The organism is Microbacterium oxydans (assembly GCF_000956405.1).
In the GTDB taxonomy this organism is placed as follows: Bacteria; Actinomycetota; Actinomycetes; order Actinomycetales; family Microbacteriaceae; genus Microbacterium; species Microbacterium oxydans_C.
In genome coordinates, this window is sequence record NZ_JYIV01000024.1 from 22,498 (window position 1) to 45,557 (window position 23,060).

21 protein-coding genes are annotated in these 23,060 nt (G+C 65.5%); 9 read left to right on the plus strand and 12 right to left on the minus strand.

Annotation, left to right across the window (positions count from 1 at the left end; all coding sequences use genetic code 11):
- Positions 1 to 8: 8 nt before the first annotated feature.
- Positions 9 to 1,520, minus strand: coding sequence for a DUF7059 domain-containing protein (locus RN51_RS07910; protein WP_197073208.1), 1,512 nt, complete (start codon positions 1,518 to 1,520; stop codon positions 9 to 11).
- A gap of 97 nt (positions 1,521 to 1,617) precedes the next feature.
- Here RN51_RS07910 and RN51_RS07915 point away from each other — a divergent pair, with 97 nt between their 5' ends.
- From RN51_RS07915 to trxA, 4 genes are all read left to right on the plus strand, one after another.
- Positions 1,618 to 3,822 (plus strand): DUF6049 family protein, encoded by a 2,205-nt coding sequence (locus RN51_RS07915; protein WP_045263514.1) that lies wholly within the window; start codon positions 1,618 to 1,620, stop codon positions 3,820 to 3,822.
- The gene (murJ, locus tag RN51_RS07920) at positions 3,815 to 5,431 is read left to right on the plus strand and encodes a murein biosynthesis integral membrane protein MurJ (RefSeq protein WP_045263515.1); all 1,617 of its coding nucleotides are present in this window, start codon (positions 3,815 to 3,817) and stop codon (positions 5,429 to 5,431) included. Before RN51_RS07915 ends, murJ begins: the two co-directional genes overlap by 8 nt.
- A 119-nt stretch (positions 5,432 to 5,550) precedes the next feature.
- A complete protein-coding gene (trxB, locus tag RN51_RS07925) occupies positions 5,551 to 6,531 on the plus strand; it encodes a thioredoxin-disulfide reductase (protein ID WP_045263516.1) in 981 nt (326 codons plus the stop codon).
- 65 nt (positions 6,532 to 6,596) lie between these two features.
- Positions 6,597 to 6,920 (plus strand): thioredoxin, encoded by a 324-nt coding sequence (gene trxA / locus RN51_RS07930; protein WP_021201395.1) that lies wholly within the window; start codon positions 6,597 to 6,599, stop codon positions 6,918 to 6,920.
- A gap of 90 nt (positions 6,921 to 7,010) precedes the next feature.
- Here the strand turns inward: trxA and RN51_RS07935 are convergent, their stop codons facing one another.
- The 11 genes from RN51_RS07935 to rpmH all read right to left on the minus strand — a co-directional run bounded on the left by RN51_RS07935 (position 7,011) and on the right by rpmH (position 15,745).
- Complete coding sequence (locus RN51_RS07935; protein WP_052674637.1) at positions 7,011 to 7,541, minus strand: GrpB family protein; 531 nt, start codon at positions 7,539 to 7,541, stop codon at positions 7,011 to 7,013.
- Position 7,542: 1 nt separating this feature from the next.
- Positions 7,543 to 7,878, minus strand: a complete 336-nt coding sequence (locus RN51_RS07940; protein WP_021201393.1) for a hypothetical protein — start codon at positions 7,876 to 7,878, stop codon at positions 7,543 to 7,545.
- A 9-nt stretch (positions 7,879 to 7,887) separates the two neighbouring features.
- Entirely contained in the window at positions 7,888 to 9,336 is a 1,449-nt protein-coding gene (locus RN51_RS07945) for a sugar porter family MFS transporter (RefSeq protein ID WP_197073209.1), read from the minus strand.
- Between the two features lie 60 nt (positions 9,337 to 9,396).
- Complete coding sequence (locus RN51_RS07950; RefSeq protein ID WP_082066519.1) at positions 9,397 to 10,368, minus strand: ParB/RepB/Spo0J family partition protein; 972 nt, start codon at positions 10,366 to 10,368, stop codon at positions 9,397 to 9,399.
- Positions 10,368 to 11,243, minus strand: coding sequence for a ParA family protein (locus tag RN51_RS07955; protein ID WP_231579254.1), 876 nt, complete (start codon positions 11,241 to 11,243; stop codon positions 10,368 to 10,370). The genes RN51_RS07950 and RN51_RS07955 overlap by 1 nt, the downstream gene beginning before the upstream one ends.
- 1,432 nt (positions 11,244 to 12,675) lie before the next feature.
- Positions 12,676 to 13,299 (minus strand): 16S rRNA (guanine(527)-N(7))-methyltransferase RsmG, encoded by a 624-nt coding sequence (rsmG, locus tag RN51_RS07960; protein ID WP_045263640.1) that lies wholly within the window; start codon positions 13,297 to 13,299, stop codon positions 12,676 to 12,678.
- Between the two features lie 36 nt (positions 13,300 to 13,335).
- On the minus strand, positions 13,336 to 13,827 hold the full coding sequence (locus RN51_RS07965; RefSeq protein WP_045263520.1) for a protein jag: 492 nt from the start codon (positions 13,825 to 13,827) through the stop codon (positions 13,336 to 13,338).
- Positions 13,824 to 14,894, minus strand: a complete 1,071-nt coding sequence (yidC, locus tag RN51_RS07970) for a membrane protein insertase YidC (RefSeq protein ID WP_045263521.1) — start codon at positions 14,892 to 14,894, stop codon at positions 13,824 to 13,826. The genes RN51_RS07965 and yidC overlap by 4 nt, the downstream gene beginning before the upstream one ends.
- 3 nt (positions 14,895 to 14,897) lie before the next feature.
- A complete protein-coding gene (gene yidD, locus RN51_RS07975) occupies positions 14,898 to 15,248 on the minus strand; it encodes a membrane protein insertion efficiency factor YidD (RefSeq protein ID WP_045263522.1) in 351 nt (116 codons plus the stop codon).
- Positions 15,245 to 15,601: a ribonuclease P protein component gene (gene rnpA, locus RN51_RS07980; protein WP_045263523.1), complete on the minus strand. Its 357-nt coding sequence runs from the start codon at positions 15,599 to 15,601 to the stop codon at positions 15,245 to 15,247. Before rnpA ends, yidD begins: the two co-directional genes overlap by 4 nt.
- A gap of 6 nt (positions 15,602 to 15,607) precedes the next feature.
- Complete coding sequence (gene rpmH, locus RN51_RS07985) at positions 15,608 to 15,745, minus strand: 50S ribosomal protein L34 (protein WP_013584598.1); 138 nt, start codon at positions 15,743 to 15,745, stop codon at positions 15,608 to 15,610.
- 438 nt (positions 15,746 to 16,183) lie between these two features.
- On the opposite strand from rpmH, the gene dnaA reads away from it, so the two are divergent.
- The 5 genes from dnaA (at position 16,184) to gyrB (ending at position 23,023) form a co-directional block, all read left to right on the plus strand.
- Complete coding sequence (dnaA, locus tag RN51_RS07990; protein WP_419865795.1) at positions 16,184 to 17,455, plus strand: chromosomal replication initiator protein DnaA; 1,272 nt, start codon at positions 16,184 to 16,186, stop codon at positions 17,453 to 17,455.
- Between the two features lie 496 nt (positions 17,456 to 17,951).
- The gene (dnaN, locus tag RN51_RS07995; RefSeq protein WP_045263641.1) at positions 17,952 to 19,094 is read left to right on the plus strand and encodes a DNA polymerase III subunit beta; all 1,143 of its coding nucleotides are present in this window, start codon (positions 17,952 to 17,954) and stop codon (positions 19,092 to 19,094) included.
- A gap of 36 nt (positions 19,095 to 19,130) precedes the next feature.
- On the plus strand, positions 19,131 to 20,324 hold the full coding sequence (gene recF, locus RN51_RS08000; protein ID WP_045263525.1) for a DNA replication/repair protein RecF: 1,194 nt from the start codon (positions 19,131 to 19,133) through the stop codon (positions 20,322 to 20,324).
- Positions 20,317 to 20,835: a DUF721 domain-containing protein gene (locus tag RN51_RS08005; protein ID WP_045263526.1), complete on the plus strand. Its 519-nt coding sequence runs from the start codon at positions 20,317 to 20,319 to the stop codon at positions 20,833 to 20,835. Before recF ends, RN51_RS08005 begins: the two co-directional genes overlap by 8 nt.
- Before the next feature lie 118 nt (positions 20,836 to 20,953).
- Positions 20,954 to 23,023, plus strand: coding sequence for a DNA topoisomerase (ATP-hydrolyzing) subunit B (gene gyrB / locus RN51_RS08010; protein ID WP_045263527.1), 2,070 nt, complete (start codon positions 20,954 to 20,956; stop codon positions 23,021 to 23,023).
- The last annotated feature ends 37 nt before the right edge of the window (positions 23,024 to 23,060 follow it).

Here is a 23,060-nt window from a genome sequence, read left to right on the forward strand (position 1 = left end):
AACCGCGACTATTCCCCGGGCACCAGGATGCCGTCGAGCACGAGCGACCGGATGCGGGGTTCGAGCTCGGCCCAGAGGTCCGCCAGAGGCACCTCGAAGAGCTCGGCGAGGGCTGAGACGATCTGCACCACGGTGAGGTCTCCGTCGCACGCCCCCACGAATCCGGCGAGCGCGGGATCCACGTTCACCGTCCGGGCGAACCCACCGCCCTGCCGCAGCTCGATGACACTGGGGTCGTCGTTGCCGGGCAGCAGATGGCGGGCCTCGGTGACATCGGGCGCCGTCAACAGGGTCGCGGGGCTCCGCTCGGCGAGCGCGTCGTGCGCGGCCAGCCCGGTCGCCAGGGCGGCGCCGACGTTCGACACCTGCTGGGAGATCCGCTCCGTGCGCCGGAACGGAGGGGACGACAGACCTCGACGCATCAGCACGTAGCCGAAGCCGATCGAGGTCACGCCGCGGGCGGCGAAGTCGTCGAGCCAGGCCGTCAGCAACGGAGTGAATGCCGGGTCACGCGGGGTGGTTCCGCCGTCCCGGATCCACAGCTCCGCATACCCCAGCGGCGACAGCTCCTCCCTTTCGACGACCCACAGGTCGAGCTCGCTCGGCACCCACGCCTCCAGCCGGGCGAGACCGGTGACCCCTGCCCGCGACTCCCAGTTGCCGAGCAGCTGCGCGATGCCGTTCTGCGTCAGATGCGCTGGGGCGCTCCGCACGAACTGCTCGACGAGGGCATCACCCACCAGTCCGCCGTCTCGGTACTCGTAGGCGGGCACACCCTCTGCCCGCGGGGTGATGACGAACGGCGGACTGGAGACGATCAGATCGAACGCCTCACCCGCGACCGGCTCGAACATGCTGCCGTGTCGGAACTCGATGTTGGTCACCCCGTTGATCCGGGCGTTGAGCTCAGCGAACGCCAGGGCTCTGACCGAGATGTCCGTCGCGATGACGGTCCCGGCGCGACGTGCGACGAGCAGCGCCTGGATCCCGCATCCGGTACCCAGGTCGAGCGCCCGATCGACCTGGATGGGCACGATCGTCTCGGCCAGGGTGCGCGAGGCTCCGCCGACGCCGAGCACATGATCGGCGGGGAGAGCGCCGTCGAGCGCGACTTCGTCGAGGTCGCTCGCGATCCACCACTCGCCGACGCCCTCTGCATCCACGAACGACTGCGGACGCAGCAGGTCGGTCGGGGTCACTGTCTCGGCATCCGCGGTGGCGAGGCCGAGGGCTACGAGTCCGTCGACCCCGAGGTTCGGCAGTGCGGCAGCGGCCGCCGTTCGCGGCTGGCTCATGCCGAGCACCAGCAGACGGCCGAGGGTGGCCAGGACTCCGGAGTCCTCGGCGATGGCTCGCAGGATCGGCTCGCGCATCCCCCGAGCGAGGGCATCGTCAGCTTCCTCGCCCCACAGCCGGCGCAGGGGCGCGGACCGGAAGTCGGCGGCATCGAGATCAGCGGCGAGCGCGGAGGTGCGGAGAGGGTCTGGGTGAGGTGCGGGGGTGTCGGACACGGCCGTCACTCTACGCGTCTTCAGGGTTCTCCTTCCCTGCGCCTCCTAGAATCAGGAGGTCAGTACTCACGAGCAGCCCCGTTCCGGGCGTTCGAGGAAGACCCTCATGACCGCGATCACCCCTGAGCACGGCCTCCGTGCGCGCCTGCGAAGGCTCGCCGGCAGGACCGCCTTTCTCGCGATCGTACTGGGCGCCTGCGCCGTTGCGGTTCCGAGCACGGCCCTCGCCGCCGGTGGGTCTGCTTCCACCGATGAAGCGAGCGTCGGCTTCCACCTCTCTGCGGGTCTGCGCGGCCTCGTCGCTCCCGGATCCTCGACCACGGCGATGCTCACAGTGCAGAACGAGACGGAGTCCAAGCTGTCGAGCGGCCAGGTGCAGGTGGAGCTCAGCCGGACTCCCCTGACCGACGAAGCCTCCGTCACCAGCTGGCTCGATGACGGAGAGGCTCCGGGCGACTTCGACGCGATCGGCTCCGACACGACGGGCGCGCTCGATGCCGGAGCCTCCGCCATGACGACGGTGTTCGTCCCCGCTGAGACCCTGGGCGCCCTCGCCCCCGGTGTCTACCCGATTCGAGCGGAGCTCACGGGTGCGAAGTCCGCCGACTCGGCTGACGATCGTTCGGCGACGGTCGAGGCCACCGCGACCAGCGTGCTCGTCGTGGCCGACTCCCAGACGGCTCAGGTCGGTGTGCTGGTGCCCCTGACGGCGACTCCCGAGAACGGCGTGCTGCTGAGCTCGGAAGAGCTCGCCGCCCTCACCGGGCCTGAGGGTGCTCTCACCGCGCAGCTCGACGGCGTGGCGGGTACGACTGCCGTGCTCGCCATCGATCCCGCGATCCTCGCTGCGATCCGCGCTCTCGGCTCCGCGGCTCCCGAGACGGCCAGGGACTGGCTCGACCGGCTCGACGCCCTCCCGAACACACGGTTCGCGCTGCAGTTCGGCGATGCGGATGCGACGGCGCAGGCGCAGGCGGGTCTGCCCGAACTGCTGCAGCCGACGACGCTGGCACCGTTCCTCGATGTCGCGGGTTTTCCGAAGGGTCCGGCCACGTCGCCGCCCACGCCAGGAGCGACCGCGACACCGGGCCCCACGCCCAGCCCGACCGGCACACCTCAACTTCCCGACGACGCGCAACTCACCGCGATCGACGGCGCGCTTCCTCAGATCCTGTGGCCGGAGGACGGGCTGCGGGAAGAGGATCTCGACTCCTTCACGAGCTACCTCGGTGAAGGAACAAGCACTGTGATCTCCTCCGCCGCGCTCGGTGGACAGAGCGCAGCGCACGCCGCCGTCGGTGGACACGACCTCCTCGTCACGGACAGCGGCTTGTCAGAATCCCTCTCCCAGGTCGCCGCGGAGGCCGACCCCGTCGACCGCCAACGTCTCCTCGCCGAAGCCGCCGCCCTGCTGACGCTGGCCGAGAGCCGCGTCGCAGGCGCACCGCTGCTGATCGGACTCGACCGCGACGAGAAGCGGGACGCCGCCGCCCTGCGCGACGCCATCTCGACGGCCGACTCGATCGGATTCGAGCTCTCGGCTGTGCGTGCCACAGCGCCCGTATCGGCCTCCCTCACGTCTGAGGTCGATCCCGCGCGCGCAGCAGCGGTGACGGACCTGTTGGCCGACGAAGGAACGCTCACGGCCTTCTCGTCGATTCTCACCGACCCGCAGGTGCTGCTCAGTCCGGAACGCATCAGGATCCTCCGTACTCTGGCTGTCGGATCGTCGTCGAAGGCCTTCACCAAGAAGGTCTCGGAGCACCGCGAGCGCACCTCCGAGACACTGGAAGCAGTGAGCATCCCGCCGTCGAGCACCATCCAGCTGCTGACGGCCAACGCCGACCTGCCCATCGCCGTGCGCAATGATCTCCCGTGGCCCGTGACCGTGCAGCTGTTCGTCTCCCCCACCGATCCCCGTCTCGAGGTGACGCCGATGACGGAGACGATCGTGGAGGCGAACTCCACGAAGCGCGTCAAGGTGCCGGTGTCCGCGCGCGTGGGCAGCGGTGAGGTCGACCTGCGCCTCAGCCTCTACAGCCCCACCGGGGTGCAGATCCAGGACCAGCAGAAGATCCGCGTCGCCGTGCGAGCGGAGTGGGAGACCATCGGCCTCGTCGTCTTCGGGGGTCTCGCCGCCGTGCTCATCGCACTCGGTGTGATCCGCACCGTCCGCCGCAAGCGCCGCGAAGCCGCCGAGGAGGCTGCTGTGGAAGCGGAGATCGAGTCATTGGAAGAGGACGCCGTGACGACCCGACCGGATGCGACGCGTAACGACCGCACGTCCTCGACCGAAGACCCGAATGAGTAGCCTCGGCCGGGCGAGCGCCATCATCGGCGCCGGCACCCTCGTCTCCCGCGTCACCGGGCTGCTGCGCAGCATCGTCCTCGTCGCGGTGATCGGCGCTGTCGGCTCGGGTCCAGCCGACGCCTTTGCTCTGGCGAACACGCTTCCGAACAGCGTGTTCGCCCTCATCTCCGTCGGCATCCTCACGGCGGTCATCGTTCCCCAGATCGTCAAAGCGACTGCGGATGCGGATGGCGGGAACGCCTTCATCTCGAAACTCTTCACGCTGGGTACCGTCGTCCTCGTCGCGGTGACAGCCATCGCGACGGCGGCGGCACCGTGGCTGGTGGCGATCGTGGCCGGCACGGCCCCGCTCCCCGTGCAGGCGATGGCGACTGCACTCGCCTACTGGTGTCTGCCTCAGATCCTCTTCTACGGCCTGTATGCGCTTCTCGGCGAGGCGCTCAACGCCCGCCGTATCTTCGGCCCTTTCACGTGGGCACCAGTCGTCAACAACATCGTCTCCATCATCGGGTTCGTTCTCATCGGCGCTCTCTTCGCGCCTGTTCCGACCAAGGCGGCCGAGTGGACGCCCGAGATGATCAACTCGCTCGGTGGAGTCGCGACCGGTGGAATCGTGCTGCAGGCCGTCGTGCTGCTGTTGTTCTGGCGACGAACAGGGCTCTCACTCAAACCCGACTTCCAATGGCGCGGCGTGGGCCTCGGAAAGGTCGGGCGCCTGGCCGGCTGGACCTTCCTCATGGCCTTCGCCAGCCTCGCGGCCGGGATCGTCCAGGGGCGGATCGTCGCGGCAGCCTCCGGCGTGGGCGCTTCCACCGCTGTGACGGGCAACGCGTGGCTCATCTTCATGCTGCCGTACTCCATCATCGTCCTGTCCATCGGTACGCCGTACTTCACGCAGATCAGTGAACATGCGTCCGCGGCACGCCACGACGAGGTGCGCTCCGACATCACGCGAAGCATTCGCACTCTGCTCTTCTTCATCGTCGCCGCCGTGGCCGCGGTGGGGGCCGCTGCGATCCCCGCGTCCCGTGTCTTCACGACGTCAGCCGACGATGCACAGGCTGCTGCCCTCGTGCTGCTGTGCTATCTGATCGGGCTCATTCCTCTCACGATCCTCTTCATCGTCCAGCGGACGTTCTACGCGTACGACGACACACGTACGCCGTTCTGGTTCACGATCTTCCAGTGCGTCCTCATCGTCGGGACAGCACTCGCCGCATGGGCCTTCCTGCAGGCGGGCGCACTGCAGCTGACGCAGCTGGCCGCAGCTGTGGCGCTCGGGCAATCGATCGCCAGCACTCTGCAGACGATCGTCGCCACGTGGTTGCTTCACAAGAAGATCGGCGGACTCCACGTCGGATCGTGGGTGCTGTCCATCCTGCGGTTCTCGGTAGCCGGCGTCCCCGCAGGCCTCGCGGGATGGGGTATTTTCCTGCTCCTCGGAGGAACGACGGGCTGGGCCACGTCAAGCGTCATCGCCGGAACCCTCGCGACCGCGGTCATCGGCCTCGTCGTGGTGGTCGTCTACGTCGCGATCCTCGCCGTGATGCGCGCCCCCGAGCTGAAGGCCGGCACCGCTCTCGTCCGCCGGTTCCTCCCCGGGCGCTGATCCACCTACCCTGCCCGCTCCGCGGCCTGAGCCCCACCCTGCGCAGGGAATGCCTCGCGGTTACCATGGGTTGAAGCATTCGAAGGTCATTCGACTGCAGTTTCTAAGACGGAGATCACATGCGTCAGGTCATCATCATCGGCTCGGGCCCCGCCGGATTCACGGCTGCCATCTATGCGGCCAGGGCGAACCTCAAGCCGCTGCTCATCGCGAGCTCCGTCGAAGTCGGCGGAGAGCTGATGAACACCACGGAGGTCGAGAACTACCCCGGGTTCCCCGAGGGGATCCAGGGACCCGAGCTCATGGCCAAGTTCCAGGAGCAGGCGGAGAAGTTCGGCACCGAGGTCGTCTACGACGACGTCACCGAGCTCCAGCTCGATGGGCCCGTCAAGAAGGTCATCCTCGGCAGCGGTGCGGAGCACGAGACGCAGTCCCTCATCTACGCGACCGGCTCGGCGTACCGCAAGCTCGACATCGAGGGCGAAGAGCGCCTCTCGGGCTACGGAGTCTCCTGGTGCGCCACGTGCGACGGATTCTTCTTCCGCGAGAAGACGATCGCGGTCGTCGGCGGTGGCGACTCCGCGATGGAAGAGGCCACGTTCCTCACCCGGTTCGCGGACAAGGTCTACGTGATCCACCGCAAGGACACCCTGCGGGCCTCGAAGATCATGCAGGAGCGCGCCTTCGCGAACGAGAAGATCGAGTTCGTGTGGAACAGCGAGGTTGCCGAGGTCCTCGGAGGCGACTCCGTGACCGGCGTGCAGCTGCGTTCCACCGTCGATGGCACGCTCAGCGACCTTCCGCTCGACGGACTCTTCATCGCGATCGGCAACGACCCGCGCACGCACCTCGTGCACGACAAGCTCGAACTGACGCCGGAGGGCACCATCTGGGTCGACGGCCGCTCGTCGAAGACGTCGGTCCCCGGTGTGTTCGCCGCCGGTGATGTCATCGATCCCACCTACCGTCAGGCCATCACGGCGGCCGGCTCCGGCACGGTGGCTGCTCTCGACGCGGAGCACTTCCTGGCCGACCTGGAAGACCCTTCCGTGGAGGTTCCGGCCGCCGAGGCCGCGGAGATCCTCACCGCCACCGCGTAGGGGCGGGAACACTTTCCCCTCGCCCGCTGTTGTAGCAGGCGAACCTCGAATCAAGGAGAACTCTGATGAGTGCAAAGGCTACGAGCCAGGCGACCTGGGAGCAGGACGTTCTGCAGGCCGACGGTCCCGTGCTGGTGGACTTCTGGGCTGAGTGGTGTGGTCCGTGTCGTATGGTCGCGCCGGTCCTGGATGAGATCCAGGCGGACAACCCCGACAAGATCACGATCCTCAAGCTCAACGTCGACGAGAACCCTGAGCTGGCGATGAAGTACCAGATCACGTCGATCCCGGCGATGAAGGTCTTCCACGGCGGTGAGGTCAAGACGACCATCATCGGCGCGAAGCCCAAGTTCGCGCTGGAGAAGGACCTGGCCGCGTTCATCGGCTGAGTCCCCCAAGACGAAGGGCCGCACCTCCCGGGGAGGTGCGGCCCTTTCTCGTATCCACGTCCCGAGTCTTCCCCCCCCGGACCGATCCTCTCAGTCTTTGTCGTACACGGAGACCGACGGCAGACCGCGAGCGGCACGTGCACGGTCGATGAGAAGCTGAACGACCGCGGTCTTCCCCGCGTTGTAGGACTCCTCACCCATGCGTGATGCGTCCGCCGCAGCGTACTTCACCCGCTCGTAGAGGTCGGCATCCTCCGGATTCTGCAACAACCAGTCGCGAAGGATGCGCTGATTCACCTGATCCCAATCGGCCGTCTCGAAGAAGTGGGCGATTCGCGTGCGGACGCCGTTCTCCTCGAAGACCATCACCCGATGGCTACGCACACTGCTCCCGATCACCCACCCTGCGGCCTCGAGTCCAGGTCGATGCAGGTCGAGATCCGCGTCGTCAGCGATGCGCACAGCGACATCGATGATGGGCTTCGCACTCATCCCGGGGATCGCGGTCGATCCGACATGTTCGATGATCCAGTCCGGATTCCCGTGCCGGCGCAGATCCGCCGCGACCCGTGTGAAGGTCTCCGACCACGTCGGGTCATGCGGAACGAGCACGAACTCCACGTCAGGAGGCGTCGGCGACGGTCGGATCCCAGCGGCGATGGCGCTGCTTCTCGTCGAGGAGGCCCCAGACGGCCGAAGTCAGCTCCGGGTATTCCAGAGCGATCTGCCGCAGCACCCGGTAGTGTCTGGCCGCGTTGGGGCGCACACCGTCGTTCGCATTGATGTTGTCTGCGCGCAGCAGGTAGACGACGAGTTCATCGACACTCGGAAGCTCTTCCATGAACTCCCACGGATCCTCTCCCCCGAGAAGCCGCTCCTGGATGAGCACCGCGAGTTCGTCCGCAGCCTCGGCACGCAGCACTTCCAGGCTGGCGCGGCGCTGTACGGACTCGGTCATACTCCCAGCCTACGTCGGCTGCGGACCCCTCCGGCGCTCCACCCGCATGTTCTCCGTCATGTCCTCGAGCTCCTTGCCCTTGGTCTCCGGCACCTTGAAGAACACGAAGAAGAACGACAGGAGGGCGAAGAACGCGTAGAACCCGTAGGCGAACGTGAGGCCGATCTCGGCGAAGGCCGGGAAGGTGGTGGAGATGAAGAAGTTGGCGACCCACTGTGCCGCTGCGGCCACCGCGAGGGCGCCGGCCCTGATGGAGTTGGGGAAGATCTCGCCGAGCAGGACCCAGACCAGCGGGCCCCAGCTCGCGCCGAAGAACACCACGAAGCCGTTCGCGCAGATCAGGGCGATCGTCGCCCACGGATCGGGGAGAGTGGCCGTCCCCTGCGCGTCCAGCGTGCCGAACGAGAAGGCCACCGCCATGAGACCGAGCGTCACGGTCATGCCGACCGAGCCCACCAGCAGCATGATCCGGCGACCGATCTTGTCGACGAGCAGGATCGCCACGATCGTGACCACGATGTTCGTGACCGAGGTGATGACGGAGGTCAGGAGAGCACTGGACTCATCGAAGCCCACAGACTGCCAGAGTGTCGTCGAGTAGTAGAAGATAACGTTGATGCCGACGAACTGCTGGAACACCGACAGCAGGATGCCGATCCAGACGATGGGCTTCAGCCCCAGACGGTTGCCACGCAGATCACGCAACGACTCCGAGCGCTCCGTGTTGATGGTCCCGGTGATCTCCTCGATCTTGCCCTGCACGTCGACCGTCCCGGTGACGGTCTCGAGCACGTCTGCCGCCCGTTTCAGCTCGCCCTTGCGCACCAGATAACGCGGAGACTCCGGGAGACGGAGTGAGACGAGGCCGTAGACCAGCGCAGGGATCGCGGCGACCATGAACATCCAGCGCCACGCGGTGAGTCCCCACAGCGGCTGGTCCGCCGCGCCGGCGATGCCTGCGAGCAGCGCATCGGAGAGCAGTGCGGCGAAGATACCGGTGACGATGGCCAGCTGCTGCAGCGAGCCCAGGCGCCCTCGAATCGCTGCAGGTGACACCTCGGCGATGTACGCCGGCGCGATCACGGATGCGGCGCCGACGCCCAGTCCCCCGATCACGCGCCAGATGATGAGGTCGACAACGCTGAAAGCGAGACCGGACCCGATCGCCGAGACGAAGAACATGGTGGCGGCGACCACCATCACCGGGATACGTCCGTACTTGTTGGAGACGGGCCCGGCGAACCACGCACCGACAGCGCATCCGATGAGGGCCGACGACACGGCGAAGCCCTTCAACGCCGTGCCGAGGTCGAACCCGGAGACATCCCCCGCGAGCGCGTCAACGGCGCCGTTGATCACAGCCGTGTCGAATCCGAAGAGGAAACCACCCAACGCTGCGGCGATACTGACCGCGATCACACGGCGCTTGATGGCTGCTGGACCGGCTGTTCTCGACATGACATCCCCCTCGTCGTCACGATGACGCGAGTCTAGGCTAACGCTGTCGCTGCCGGGACCTCACTTCGACGAGCCGTAACCGCCCTCTCCGAGCTCCTCGAGAATGCGGTTGAGATCCTGGATCGAAGCGAAATCAATAGTGACCTGGCCTTTTCGCGCTCCCAGCGCGATCTTCACCCGCGTGTTGAGGCGGTCCCCGAGCTTGCCCGCAACCTCATCCAGGTACGCGCGTCGCGCTCCGGGCGTGGGCTTCGCGGAAGAGCTTGCTCGAGGCTGCGCCTTGGCCGCTTCCTCCGTGGCGCGCACGGAGAGGTCCTCATTCACGACCTTGTCCGCAAGCCTCTGCATCGATTCCGGGTTCTCGAGGCTCAGGATCGCTCGCGCGTGACCGGCCGTGAGCACTCCCGCCGCCACTCTCTGCTGCACCGGCACAGGAAGCTTCAGCAGCCGGATCGTGTTGCTGATCTGTGGGCGGGAACGGCCGATGCGCGTGGCCAGCTCTTCCTGGGTGATCCCGAAGTCCTCGAGGAGCTGCTGGTAGGCCGAGGCCTCTTCGAGCGGGTTCAGTTCCGAACGGTGAAGGTTCTCCAGCAGAGCGTCGCGCAGCAGATCCTCGTCCGCAGTGTCGCGAACGATCGCGGGGATGACGTCGAGGCCGGCCTCGCGCGCAGCGCGCGTACGCCGCTCCCCCATGATGAGTTCGTACTCGCCGTCGCTGTTCTTCCGAACGACGACCGGCTGCAGCACCCCGAACTCACGAACGCTGTGCACCAGCTCGGCAAGATCCTCGGGGTCGAAGTGCGTTCGGGGCTGACGCGGGTTCGCGACGATCTCGTTCGGATCGACCTGGATCAGGTGGATACCGGGGACGTTCTCGAGCTCCGGCACCTCGACGGTGGCCGCAGGAGCCTCCTCGGTGTTCGTCTGTCGCAGGCTCGCACCCGGGAAGAAGACGTCGACGGGACGTTCAGTCTGATCCGCCGTGGGGATGAGGGCACCGATACCCCGACCCAGTCCAGTGCGCTTCGCCATCATTTCTCCTTGCTCTGCGTCGCTGGACGCGACGCGATCTCAACAGCGGCCTCACGGTACGCGATCGCGCCGGCGGATTGGGCGTCGTAGGCGATCACGGTCTGGCCGAAACTCGGGGCCTCGGATACTCGCACGGATCGAGGGATCACCGTCTCCAGGACCTGCTCGGGGAAGTGCGTTCGCACCTCTTCCGCGACCTGCTGCGCCAGGCGTGTACGTCCATCGAACATCGTCAGCAGGATCGTGGAGAGGTGGAGCACCGGGTTCAGGTGCTTCTGGATCATCTGAATGCTGCCGAGCAGCTGGCTCAGTCCCTCGAGTGCGTAGTACTCGCACTGGATGGGGATGAACACCTCCGTCGCGGCGGTGAAGGCGTTGATCGTGAGCAGACCCAGCGAAGGCGGGCAGTCGATGATGACGAAGTCCATCGGGTGCTCGGTGAGGTACACCTCGAGCGCGCGACGAAGGCGGTGCTCTCGCGCCACCTGGGCAACGAGCTCGATCTCCGCCCCCGCGAGGTGGATCGTGCTCGGTGCGCAGAAGAGGTTCGGATCCTCCGGGCTCTGCTGCACGATGTCTGCCAGCGGAAGCTCGTCGATCAGCACGTCGTAGACGCTGGGGACTTCAGCGCTGTGGGGCACCCCCAGGGCGGTCGAAGCATTCCCCTGCGGATCGAGGTCGACGACCAGCACCTTCGCCCCCAGCCCCGCCAGCGCGGAAGCGATGTTCACTGCGGTGGTGGTCTTCCCCACCCCGCCCTTCTGGTTCGACACCGTGAGAACGCGGGTCTCCCCCGTGAAGTCCACGGCTACACCTTCGAGTGCGCGCCTGCGGGCGGAGAGGTCAGCGAGTTCCCGCGCAAGCGGCGTATCCATCCCGAACGATTCGTTCGAGGATGTCTTCTCGGATGGTTTCACGTGAAACATCCACTCCTTTCGGGGCCGCGTTCCACTCTAATCGTAAGGAGCGACGTTGAATGACGGGAGGGTGCCTCACGGATCCTTCGGCGGTGCTCATTGCCGCTTTTCCGGTGGCACACCGGCAGTGACCTCGCTCATGCTGCTGTCTCAACACGGGATGTTTCACGTGAAACGAAGGCGTGAGTATGCCCGGCTGTGCCGCACCCGTCGTGGCTGCATTCATGAACTCTCCTGCTGAACTCCCGGCTCCAGCTTCGTCCACTATCGAGTGCCGACCGTGGCTGCACCATCCCAAGGACACTCCATCGCAAGCGAGAACAAGTCACCGAGGGAATCTTCTGGTCGCCACGGCCAAGATCAATGCGCGCGCCACTTAGCCTCCTGCCTTTCACACACCTCGCGACCCACTGCGCGGCGGTGCTCTGTGCATGCGGGCGTGTCTGGACGATAGGTCTTCTGCGGCTCCCATCTGTCCCGAGCTCCACGCACGCGGTCAGGGCGTTTCACGTGAAACATCACCCGGAGCGAAGATCCCTACCTTCTTCAGCGCGACGTTGTCGGAGCTCCACCCGGCGCGGTGACCCAGCCTCATGGCGCCATCAGCCTTCATCGCAAGTCGCCCGGAATGACCTACCCCATGGCGGCCCATCCGGCGCTCTGTCATCGAGGTTCAGGTGCGCACTGCCGCGGCCATTCTCCAGGCTGCTCCCACACACGCGGGTTCGGCGCACCTACCCCTCTCATGGCTCGTTTCACGTGAAACGCACCGCGATGCCGCACCCCATGGCACGGCGCCCTTCAGGGGGTCCGTGCTCGATGCGGACGGTAGGCGGACTGCTTGGTTGACTCTGTCCCATTCAGGCCAAGGCGCGCCCTCCCCTGTAGTAGAAGAATCCCGCGCCATGTCCTGAGGTGCGGAAGCACGCACCCCGCCGGAGCAGCCCACCGTTTCACGTGAAACGCCGGCGGCGGGCCCGCCCGCGCTGGCAGGTACCCCTGCCGGCGCCGTACCGGGCTCGTCTCGTCTCTCGGCAGTACCACACTGCACGCTCCCGCGTCCATCGGACGCTCTGGTTCAGCGAGGCGAGAAGCGAACCCTCCCGAGACCGAAGGGAGAGCCTCCGATCACACCGTGCAGGGGCGTGGGATGTTTCACGTGAAACACTGCGACTATCCCCTCGCCTCGATACGCGCGACCCCAGGACTCGCGACAACCGCACAGAATCGGCAGCACGCTTACCCACGGTCCCCTCACCCGAGTCGTCGGTGTGAGCGTGGACTCCGTTGCCCCTCCCGCACCACGGGGCGGAGCAGGCCCTCCGACAGACCGAGCTCACAAAAAAGTGGGGTGTTTCACGTGAAACACCCCACTTCAGAGAGCCCTGTACTATCGCACGCGAGCCCGTACCACCCGAGTCGTCTCGGGGATGACTCCCTCGCCCAGCACCTCGACGCGAACGTCGGAGAGCCGGAACTTCTTGATCTGCTTCTGCGCGGCATCGATCTCGTTCGCTGCGTTCAAGCCTTTGAGGAGGGTGAGTTCCCCGCCGTCACGAACCAACGGTGCGGTCCAGGGGATCAACGTGCGAAGTGCGCTCACTGCGCGAGCAGTAACCACATCGAAACCGTCGGGAGGACGAACGTCCTCGGCACGAGCTCGGAGCACCGTGACATTGGAGAGTTCCAGTGCACCCACCTGCTCATTCAGCCAGGTGGTCCGTCGCTCCATCGGTTCGATCAGCGTCCACTGCACGTCAGGGCGGGCAATCGCAAGAACCAACCCCGGGAGGCCCGCGCCCGAACCGACATCGGCCACCGAACCATGGAACAGTGGAGCCGCGATCGCACTGTTGAGGATGTGCCTCGTCCACAGGCGCGGCAGCTCGAGAGGCCCGATAAGACCGCGCTCCTCCCCTTCCCGGGCAAGAGCATCAGTGAATGCGCGTGCGACGTCGATGCGATCCCCGAAGAGATCGGTGGCGACAGACGGCTCCTGCTCGAGGTCACTCATGGGCATCCCCGTTCCAGCGATGTTTCACGTGAAACGTCAACGACGGCGAAGGACCGTGTGGCGGTCAGCGCCCTCACCGTATGACTCGGAGACCAGGCCCCGGTCCGCGGCGATGTCATGCACGAGCTTGCGCTCATAGCTCGACATGGAGGGCAGCGATGCCTGCGAAGAACCTTCGTCGAGCTTCGCTGCCGCGGCATCGACCAGGGTCTCCAGCTGACGGCGACGGGTGTCACGAGAGCCGGCGATGTCGAGGATCAGTCGCGAGAACGAGCCGGTCTTGCTCTGCACCGCAAGACGGGTGAGCTCCTGCAGTGCCTGGACCGTCTCGGGGGCGGAGAGCAGTGCAAGGGCATCGCCCTCAGCCTCGACCGACACGTAGGCCCGGCCCTGGCGTACATCCAGGTTCAGATCGCCGTCGATGTCTGCAATGTCGAGAAGCTCCTCGAGGTAGTCCGCCGCAACGTCTCCCTCATGCTCGAGCTGAGCCACCGTCGGCTCCGTGTTGTCGGTCATGGTCTCGCTCATGAACCGCTCCCCTTCTTCTTCGCACGCTTCTTGCCGACCGGCTGCTGACGCTTCGGTGCCTCTGCCTTGGCCTTCTCGGCCTCTTCGAGCAGACGCTGCTGCTCCGCCTCGTAGGCAGCCATCGGGACGACCTTGCCGGAAGAGTCGATCGCCTTGCCCTTGCGCGCGAGACGCTCCTCGCGAGCCTTGGCGGCTTCAGAACCGGGCGTCGGCATCTCGCGGATGACGAGGAACTGCTGACCCATGGTCCAGAGGTTCGAGATGAACCAGTACACGACGACACCGAGCGGGAAGAAGACACCGGAGAAGATGAAGCCCAGCGGAAGCACGTAGAGCATGATCTTCTGCATCTGGTACGCCTGGCCCGTCTTGGCCTCGGGCGACAGGTTCTTCGAGATGATCTGCAGCTGCGTGAAGAACTGCGAGCCGATCATGAGTACGACGAGCGTGACCAGGATGATGATGGCCGTCGTGTTCTGCGCATCGATCGCATTGCCCAGATTCTCGTGCAGCGACGCAACGCCGAAGAGCTTCGCGTCGTAGAACTCCTTCGTCAGCTCCGGGCTGAGGAGACCGACACCGCCGATGTTGTCCCGCGCGTGCTTGCTCACGTCGCTCAGCACGCTGTAGAGGGAGAAGAAGATGGGCATCTGCACCAGGAGAGGCAGGCAGCTCGACATCGGTGTCGTACCGTGCTTCTTGTACAGCGCCATGGTCTCGCGGCTCATGGCCTCACGAGAGAGCTGATCCTTCTTACCGCGGTACTTCTCCTGAACTTTTCGCAGTTCAGGAGCGATTTCCATCATCTTTCGCTGGCTCTTGATCTGCTTCACGAAGAGCGGAATCAGCGCGGCGCGGACGACGATCACGAGTCCGACGATCGACAGCACCCAGGTGAGGCCGGAGGCAGCCGGCAGCCCGACAGCAGTCAGCAGCCAGTGCCAGGCGACGAGGATGAGCTCGACGACCCACTTGAGCGGCCACAGGATGGTGCCGATCAGATCGAATCCACCTCCCGCGGGTTCGGGGCTGGGAGTCGCGCTGGCGAGCAGAAGGTCAAGACCCACCGATCAGTCCTTTCGGGAAGGGACGACGAAACCGTGTGCGGTCAGGTCGTAGCGGAAGTGTTCGTGCGGACGGACGTCATCGACGCCGCCGGTGGTCCAGGGGTTGCAGCGGAGGATGCGCCATGCCGAGAGCGCCGCTCCCTTCACTGCGCCGTGCTGCTGCACCGCACCTACAGCGTAGGCGGAACAGCTGGGGTAATACGCACAGACATCTCCATACATCGGAGAGATGACCTTGCGGTAGGCGGTGAGGAAACCCAGCACGAGATTGCGGGGGATCACCGGGATACTTCGGACCAGGTCCCGCGAGTGCAGATGCGCGGTGCCGACGGACGATGCCGGAAGGGCGGTCATGCCGACACCGCGGCGGGCACCGGCTCCAGGCGGCGGAGGCACCGATCGACGTCGGCTCGGAGCTCGGCGAAAGAAGCGGTCGCAGACGCAGGAAGGGCACGGATGACGACATCCGTGCCCTCGGGGACTCGCGGGAGCGCCTCCGCACACACGGCCTTGAGCCGACGACGCACGGAGTTGCGCACTACTGCGGTGCCCACCTGCTTGCTGATGATGAATCCGAACCTTGCGGCTCTGTTCTCGCCCGTGGTCAGCACCGAGGTGATGACCCGTGCCCCACCACAACGGGAGCCGCGACGAACGACCAGACGATAGTCGCTCCCGCGAGTCAGTCGATACGGGCGGGCGAGCACAGCGGACTACGCAGAGAGCTCGGTGCGGCCCTTCGCGCGGCGGGCGGCGAGGATGCCACGGCCGGCACGCGTACGCATGCGGGCGCGGAAGCCGTGCTTCTTGGCGCGACGACGGTTGTTGGGCTGGAAGGTGCGCTTGCTCATGGAATCACTCCGGGAATGCTGCCACCGGGTTCACTTCGACCGGAGACATGGGGTACTGCCAAAAATGGCATAAGTCAACCAAGTAAGGGTACGTCTTACCGGCGCACAGAGCAAATCTGGGCGCTCACGGGTCATCGCGCGGAACCAGGTGCACAGCCATTATCCACAACCCCCGAACGTCGCGCCGGTGCAACACGCCCGCGTGATTCCAAGGGCAGGTTGCCGTTCACAGCCGGGATGACTACCGTGGCATCCTAAGTTATCCACAGGGGACACGGCACGTAGACCCCGCCTCGATCACCCGCCCGGAGCGTCATGTCCTCACCTGCCCAGCCCGACGTCCCCATCTGGACCACGGTGCAGGAGCTTCTGGTCGACGATGACCGGGTGACCCCCCAGCTGCAGGGCTTCCTCAGCCTGGCCGTTCCGGCCGGTGTGATGTCGGCCACGCTCTATCTCGAGGTCCCGAACGACCTCACTGCAGCGCAGATCAACAAGCGGCTGCGTCTGCCGATCATGGAGGCGCTCTCCCACATCGGCGACGAGGTCACCTCCTACCGGGTCGTGGTCAACCACGAGCTCGCGGAGCAGCAGACCGCGCCGATCACCGTCGGTGACTTCGGCCGTCAGGAGCAGACGCGCGCAGAGTCGCCCATGGAGCCGGCCCCCACACCCACGCGCCATGAGTCGCGCCTCAACCCGAAGTACACCTTCGACAACTTCGTGATCGGCCAGTCGAACCGCTTCGCCCACGCAGCAGCCGTCGCGGTCGCCGAAGCACCGGCCAAGGCGTACAACCCTCTCTTCATCTACGGCGACTCGGGACTCGGCAAGACGCACCTCCTCCACGCCATCGGCGACTACGCCCAATCGCTCTACGCGGGGGTGAAGGTGAGGTACGTCTCCAGCGAGGAGTTCACGAACGACTTCATCAACTCCATCGCCAACAACCGCGGCGCCGCATTCCAGGCGCGCTACCGGGAGGTCGACATCCTCCTCATCGACGACATCCAGTTCCTGCAGGGACGAGCCGAGACCCAGGAAGCCTTCTTCCACACGTTCAACACCCTGCACGACCACAACAAGCAGGTGGTCATCACCAGCGATGTCGCTCCCAAGCTCCTGACCGGCTTCGAGGACAGGATGCGCAGCCGCTTCGAGTGGGGCCTCATCACCGACGTCCAGGCCCCCGACCTCGAGACCCGTATCGCCATCCTCCGTAAGAAGGCCCAGAGCGAATCGCTGCACATCCCCGACGAGGTGCTCGAGTACATCGCCACGGTCGTCTCCTCGAACATCCGCGAGCTGGAGGGTGCACTGATCCGCGTCTCCGCGTTCGCCAGCCTCAATCGATCGCCTCTCGACATCGCGCTTGCTCAGACCGTGCTCCGCGACATCATCGACACGGCAGAGGACAACGTCATCTCGCCGACCGACATCATCACCGCGACTGCGCAGTACTTCAAGCTCACCGTCGACGATCTGTACGGCTCCAGCCGTTCGCAGCAGATCGCCACCGCACGCCAGATCGCCATGTACCTGTGCCGGGAGCGGACGAACCTCTCCCTTCCCAAGATCGGGCAGCTGTTCGGCAACCGCGACCACACGACGGTCATGTACGCCTACAAGAAGATCAGTGAGCTCATGAAGGAGCGTCGCTCCATCTACAACCAGGTCACCGAGATCACGACCCAGCTCGGACGCCGCTGACACGCCGCGTCTTCGAAAAAGGGGGAGGTCCGCGCCTGATCGGGTGCCGGCCTCCTCTTTTTTGTGACCCCGACAGGGGTTCTGGTGCTGCGATAGATGCCTCTATGCACATGTGGATAACTTGTGGATGACCGTGGATTCGGTCGGGACGAATGTGGGTCGATCATGCAAACCTGTGGATAACTCCGGGAGGGCCTTCCCGTACGCGACCCCCGGTAACCCGCGGATTCCTCAGGGTTTCCACAACTGACAACTGTGTAGTTCCCTACTCGCGTCTGATATCCACCGACTTATCCACAGTATCCACAGCTGTTAACACCGTTAAGGAGTTAAGTCATTCAGGGTGCGATCCGATCACCAGACGGTGTGGAGAGCCCACCCGGCGAATGACAGGAACCTCGGCGTAGGGATACGCCGGACAGTGGGGCTAGCATGGGAAGCCCTGCACCGGCAGGCCGACGACAACGCGTCACAGTTCGACGACAAGGGAGCACCCGTGAGGTTTCAGGTCAACCGCGATGTGTTCAGCGAGGCTGTCTCGTTCGTCGTCAAGCTTCTGCCGCAGCGCAACCCGCAGCCGATCCTCGCCGGAGTGCTGATCGAGGCGGACGGTTCCGGCCTCACCCTCTCGGCCTTCGACTACGAAGCATCTGCGCGCACCACGATCGAGGCCACGGTGGAGACACCGGGCACGATCCTGGTCCACGGCCGCCTTCTCTCCGACATCGCCAGCCGCCTGCCGAACGCGCCGATCGAGATCGCGGTCGAGGAGGACGGCGGAATCGCGGTCACCTGCGGGTCCGCACGATTCACCCTCGCAGCCATGCCCGTGGAGGAATACCCGTCGATCCCCGAGGTGACCGGCTCGTCGGGCGTCGTCCCCGCCGACGACTTCGGAACCGCGATCGCTCAGGTTGGATTCGCCGCATCTCGTGACGATGTGACCCCGGTGCTGACCGGTGTGCAGCTGGAAGTGTCCGGACAGACGCTGAGCCTCGTCGCCACCGACCGCTACCGCGTCTCGCTGCGCGATGTGCCGTGGGACGGCGAAGCCGTCGACGCCACCGCGCTCGTTCCTGCGCGGACACTTCTCGAGGTCGGGAAGACCTTCGGGCATGCCGGCACGATCCAGATCGCGTTCTCCGGAGCAGGCGACCGTGAGATCATCGCCTTCACCGCGGGCAACAAGACCGTCACTTCGCTCCTGATCAAGGGAAATTTCCCTCCGGTCCGCCGCCTGTTCCCCGAACAGACCGACCACTACGCGGTCGTGAACACCGCCGACCTCGTCGAAGCGGTCCGCCGCGTATCGCTCGTCCTCGATCGTGCCGCTCCCCTGCGTTTCACGTTCTCGCACGACAGCGTCACGATGGACGCGTCCGGCGGAGACCACGCGCGCGCTTCGGAGTCGGTCGACGCGATCCTCTCCGGTGGTGACGAGGTCACGTTGGGGCTGAACCCGCAGTACCTCATCGAGGCGCTCGGCGCGGTGAAGAGCGAGTTCGTGCGCGTCACGTTCACCTCGAGCGACAACGCCAACAAGCTCAGCCCGGTTCTCATCACGAGTCAGACTTCGGTCGACCAGGCGGGCCTCGACTCCTTCAAGTACCTGCTGCAGCCCAACCTCCTCCTGCGCTGACCCTTCGGTGTCAGCCCCCGAAGGTAGGCTGGCTCCGTGATTGTGGAGCACCTGAGTCTGGTCGATTTCCGCAATTACGCGACCGCCGAGCTCACTCTCCATCGGGGCCCGAACGTTCTGGTGGGTCGGAACGGCCAGGGGAAGACGAACCTCGCCGAAGCCGTCGTCTTCCTGGCCACGCTGGGGTCGCACCGTGTCTCTTCCGATGCGCCGATGGTGCGCGATGGGCAGGAGTTCGCCGTCATCCGGGCTCGTCTCTCCCACGGTGAGCGCCGCGTGCTCGCCGAAGTGCAGGTCAACCGGCAGGGATCGAACAAGGCCCGCATCAACGGCTCCCCCTCCAAGCCGAACGAGCTCCCCCGCTATGCGCACGTGGTGCTCTTCGCTCCGGAAGACCTGCAGATCGTGCGGGGTGATCCCTCTGCTCGGCGCCGCTTCACCGATCAGCTGCTCATCCAGCGCACCCCGCGACTCGCTGCCGTCCTCGGCGACTACGACCGTGTTCTCAAGCAACGCAATGCGCTGTTGAAGTCCGCGAGGGCCCGAGGAATCCGCGGCGAAGCACTCAGCACCCTCGATGTGTGGGACGACAAGCTGGTGTCCCTCGGCTCGGAGATCATCACCGCACGACAGCGTCTGGCTGCGGATCTGCAGCAGCCGGTCGCCGATGCGTACGAGGCGATCGCGGGAGCCGACCATCGCCCCCAGCTGGAGTGGGCGCTCTCGGTCGGCGGGGCCGATCCGGAAGAGGGCGAGGATGCCTCGGACGGCGTGAAGGCCGGATCCTCGGCCGACAGGTTCGGCGATCCTCTCCACATCGCTGAGCTGTTCCGTGCCTCGCTCGCGGCGAAGCGATCGAGTGAACTCGAGCGGGGCCTCACTCTCACCGGCCCTCATCGCGACGATCTGGTGCTGCGTGTCCGCGACCTCCCTGTGAAGGGCTATGCCTCGCACGGCGAGTCCTGGTCGGTCGCCCTGGCACTCCGACTCGCATCGGCCGAGCTGTTGCGCAGCGAGTCTCCGGCCGGTGATCCCGTGCTCATCCTCGACGATGTCTTCGCAGAACTCGACGCTGATCGCCGTCGACGCCTCGCCGCACTCACGGCCGGGTACGAGCAGGTGGTGGTGACGGCAGCGGTGGAGGAGGATATCCCCGAGGTGCTGCACGCCCATGTGGTGCGGATCAGCGCCGGAACGATCAGCGATGAAAGGGAGGCCGCGGATGACTGACCCGGCATCGACTCCCCCGGCCTCCACCCCGATCGCTGAGGTTCCCGAGACGGTCGGCACGTACCTGCGCCTGCGCGGTCTGCAGCCGAGTTCGAAGAGCTGGAAGCGCAAACGGCGTATCTCCACGGACGAAGACAATGTTCCGTTCACTCCGGGGCGCGATCCCGGCGCGTTGGGCGCTGTGCTCGACAAGCTGAGTCGGGACTCGGGGTGGCAGATCACCCTCGCGAGGGAGGACCTCGTGCGGCAGTGGGCTGATCTCGCGGGTGCTGACACCGCCAAGCATTCGGAGCCCGTCTCTCTGGAGCGCGGTCTGCTGACCGTCAAGTGCGACTCGACGGCGTGGGCGAAGAACCTGCAGTTCATGCGCGCGACGATCCTCACCGAGATCGGTCGCCGGTATCCGGACGCGGGGGTGGAGAACCTCCGGTTCATCGGACCGGACGTCCCCTCCTGGAAATGGGGTCCCAGAGCCGTTCCAGGACGGGGCCCACGCGATACCTACGGGTAGGGCACCACGCGAGGGGGTCGACACGCTCAGAGGCGCACACACGGCCGTTGAGCGGCATTTCTCCACGAAACTCCGCTAGAATGGGAGTTCGTGATATCGATGTGGAGAATGCCCTCTGATGACGCCTGAATCCCCTGCTGACGAGACGGAATCGAACACCGGGGGAACCCCCGCAACCGAGGGCACCACTGCACCCAAGCCGAAGCAGCCCGGAGAGTACGGCGCGGATTCGATCCAGATCCTCGAGGGCCTCGAGGCTGTGCGCAAGCGCCCCGGTATGTACATCGGGTCCACCGGTCCGCGAGGTCTGCACCACCTGGTCTACGAGATCGTCGACAACTCGGTCGATGAGGCGCTGGCCGGCTACGCCGACACGATTCTCGTGACCATGCTCGCCGACGGTGGCGTGCGCGTCGTCGACAACGGTCGAGGCATCCCGGTCGATCCGCACTCCTCCGACCCGAACAAGTCGACGGTCGAGGTGGTGCTCACGATCCTGCACGCCGGTGGAAAGTTCGGCGGTGGCGCCTACGCCGTCTCCGGCGGTCTGCACGGCGTCGGATCCTCCGTCGTCAACGCGCTCTCGACGCGATTCGACGTGGAGGTCAAGCAGAAGGGATTCGTCTGGCGACACAGCTTCGCCGATGGCGGCGTCCCCCAGCAGAAGCTCGAGAAGGGCGAGGCGACCGACGAGACCGGAACGAGCATCACGTTCTGGCCGGACGCGGAGATCTTCCAGGAGACGATCGAGTTCGACTACGACACGCTCCGCACGCGCTTCCAGCAGATGGCGTTCCTCAACAAGGGACTGCGCATCGAGCTGCGAGACGAGCGCGAGTCCTCGACCTATGAAGTCGAGGAGGATGGCGCGACCGTCACCAAGCAGCCCAGTGACGTGTTCTTCTATGAGCGCGGGCTGGTCGACTACGTCGAGTACCTCAACAAGGTGCGCCACGCCGAAGTGGTCAACGACGAGATCATCGCCTTCGAGTCGGAGGACACCGAGCGCAAGATCTCGCTCGAGGTCGCGATGCAGTGGACGACCTCGTACACCGAGAACGTGTTCACCTACGCCAACACCATCAACACCCACGAGGGTGGAACGCACGAGGAAGGCTTCCGTGCGGCACTGACGACCCTGGTCAACAAGTACGCGCGAGCGAACAACCTCCTCAAGGAGAAGGACGACAACCTCTCCGGCGACGACGTGCGCGAGGGGCTGACCGCGGTCATCTCCATCAAGCTCGGTGAGCCCCAGTTCGAGGGGCAGACCAAGACGAAGCTCGGCAACACCGAGGCGAAGGCCTTCGTGCAGAAGGTGGTCGGCGACCAGCTGGGTGACTGGCTGGAGCGCAACCCGAACCAGGCGAAGAACATCATCCGCAAGGCGATCGACGCCGCCACGGCTCGTCTCGCCGCGCGGAAGGCCCGTGAGACAGCGCGTCGCAAGAGCGTCTTCGAGTCGGCGGCAATGCCCGACAAGCTCAAGGACTGCACGAGCAAGGATCCGTCGATCAGCGAGATCTTCCTCGTCGAGGGTGACTCGGCAGGCGGTTCCGCCGTGCAGGGTCGCGACCCGCACACCCAGGCGATCCTGGCTCTCCGAGGAAAGATCCTCAACGTGGAGCGCGCACGTCTCGACAAGGCGCTCGGCAACAAGGAGGTCCAGGCGATGATCCAGGCCTTCGGCACCGGCATCGGCGAAGAGTTCGACATCGAGAAGGCGCGCTATCACAAGATCGTGCTGATGGCCGATGCCGACGTCGATGGCCAGCACATCACCACGCTGCTGCTGACGCTGCTCTTCCGCTACATGCGCGGACTCATCGAGGCCGGCTTCGTGTACCTCGCCATGCCGCCGCTCTATCGGCTCAAGTGGTCGAACTCGGCTCACGAGTACGTGTTCAGCGACGCCGAGCGCGACGCCCTGCTCAAGCACGGCATCGAAAACGGCAAGCGCATCCCGAAGGACGCCGGCATCCAGCGCTACAAGGGTCTCGGCGAGATGAACCCGAAGGAGCTGTGGGAGACGACGATGGATCACACCACGCGCACCCTGCAGCAGATCACCATCGAAGATGCAGCAGCCGCCGACGAGATCTTCAGCGTGCTGATGGGTGAAGACGTCGAGTCCCGGCGCAGCTTCATCCAGCGCAACGCCAAGGACGTCCGCTTCCTCGACATCTGATGCCCGCGGGCTCAGACCAGATGTGTGACAGAGAGAT

What these genes read in the sequence shown, in the direction of transcription:
- RN51_RS07915 (WP_045263514.1), top strand. Translation starts at nt 1,618, where the DNA reads ATGACCGCGATCACCCCTGAGCACGGCCTCCGTGCGCGCCTGCGAAGG.
- murJ (WP_045263515.1), top strand. Translation starts at nt 3,815, where the DNA reads ATGAGTAGCCTCGGCCGGGCGAGCGCCATCATCGGCGCCGGCACCCTC.
- trxB (WP_045263516.1), top strand. Translation starts at nt 5,551, where the DNA reads ATGCGTCAGGTCATCATCATCGGCTCGGGCCCCGCCGGATTCACGGCT.
- trxA (WP_021201395.1), top strand. Translation starts at nt 6,597, where the DNA reads ATGAGTGCAAAGGCTACGAGCCAGGCGACCTGGGAGCAGGACGTTCTG.
- RN51_RS07940 (WP_021201393.1), bottom strand. Translation starts at nt 7,878, where the DNA reads ATGACCGAGTCCGTACAGCGCCGCGCCAGCCTGGAAGTGCTGCGTGCC.
- RN51_RS07945 (WP_197073209.1), bottom strand. Translation starts at nt 9,336, where the DNA reads ATGTCGAGAACAGCCGGTCCAGCAGCCATCAAGCGCCGTGTGATCGCG.
- RN51_RS07950 (WP_082066519.1), bottom strand. Translation starts at nt 10,368, where the DNA reads ATGGCGAAGCGCACTGGACTGGGTCGGGGTATCGGTGCCCTCATCCCC.
- RN51_RS07955 (WP_231579254.1), bottom strand. Translation starts at nt 11,243, where the DNA reads ATGGATACGCCGCTTGCGCGGGAACTCGCTGACCTCTCCGCCCGCAGG.
- rsmG (WP_045263640.1), bottom strand. Translation starts at nt 13,299, where the DNA reads ATGAGTGACCTCGAGCAGGAGCCGTCTGTCGCCACCGATCTCTTCGGG.
- RN51_RS07965 (WP_045263520.1), bottom strand. Translation starts at nt 13,827, where the DNA reads ATGAGCGAGACCATGACCGACAACACGGAGCCGACGGTGGCTCAGCTC.
- yidD (WP_045263522.1), bottom strand. Translation starts at nt 15,248, where the DNA reads ATGACCGCCCTTCCGGCATCGTCCGTCGGCACCGCGCATCTGCACTCG.
- rpmH (WP_013584598.1), bottom strand. Translation starts at nt 15,745, where the DNA reads ATGAGCAAGCGCACCTTCCAGCCCAACAACCGTCGTCGCGCCAAGAAG.
- dnaA (WP_419865795.1), top strand. Translation starts at nt 16,184, where the DNA reads ATGTCGGCCACGCTCTATCTCGAGGTCCCGAACGACCTCACTGCAGCG.
- RN51_RS08005 (WP_045263526.1), top strand. Translation starts at nt 20,317, where the DNA reads ATGACTGACCCGGCATCGACTCCCCCGGCCTCCACCCCGATCGCTGAG.
- gyrB (WP_045263527.1), top strand. Translation starts at nt 20,954, where the DNA reads ATGACGCCTGAATCCCCTGCTGACGAGACGGAATCGAACACCGGGGGA.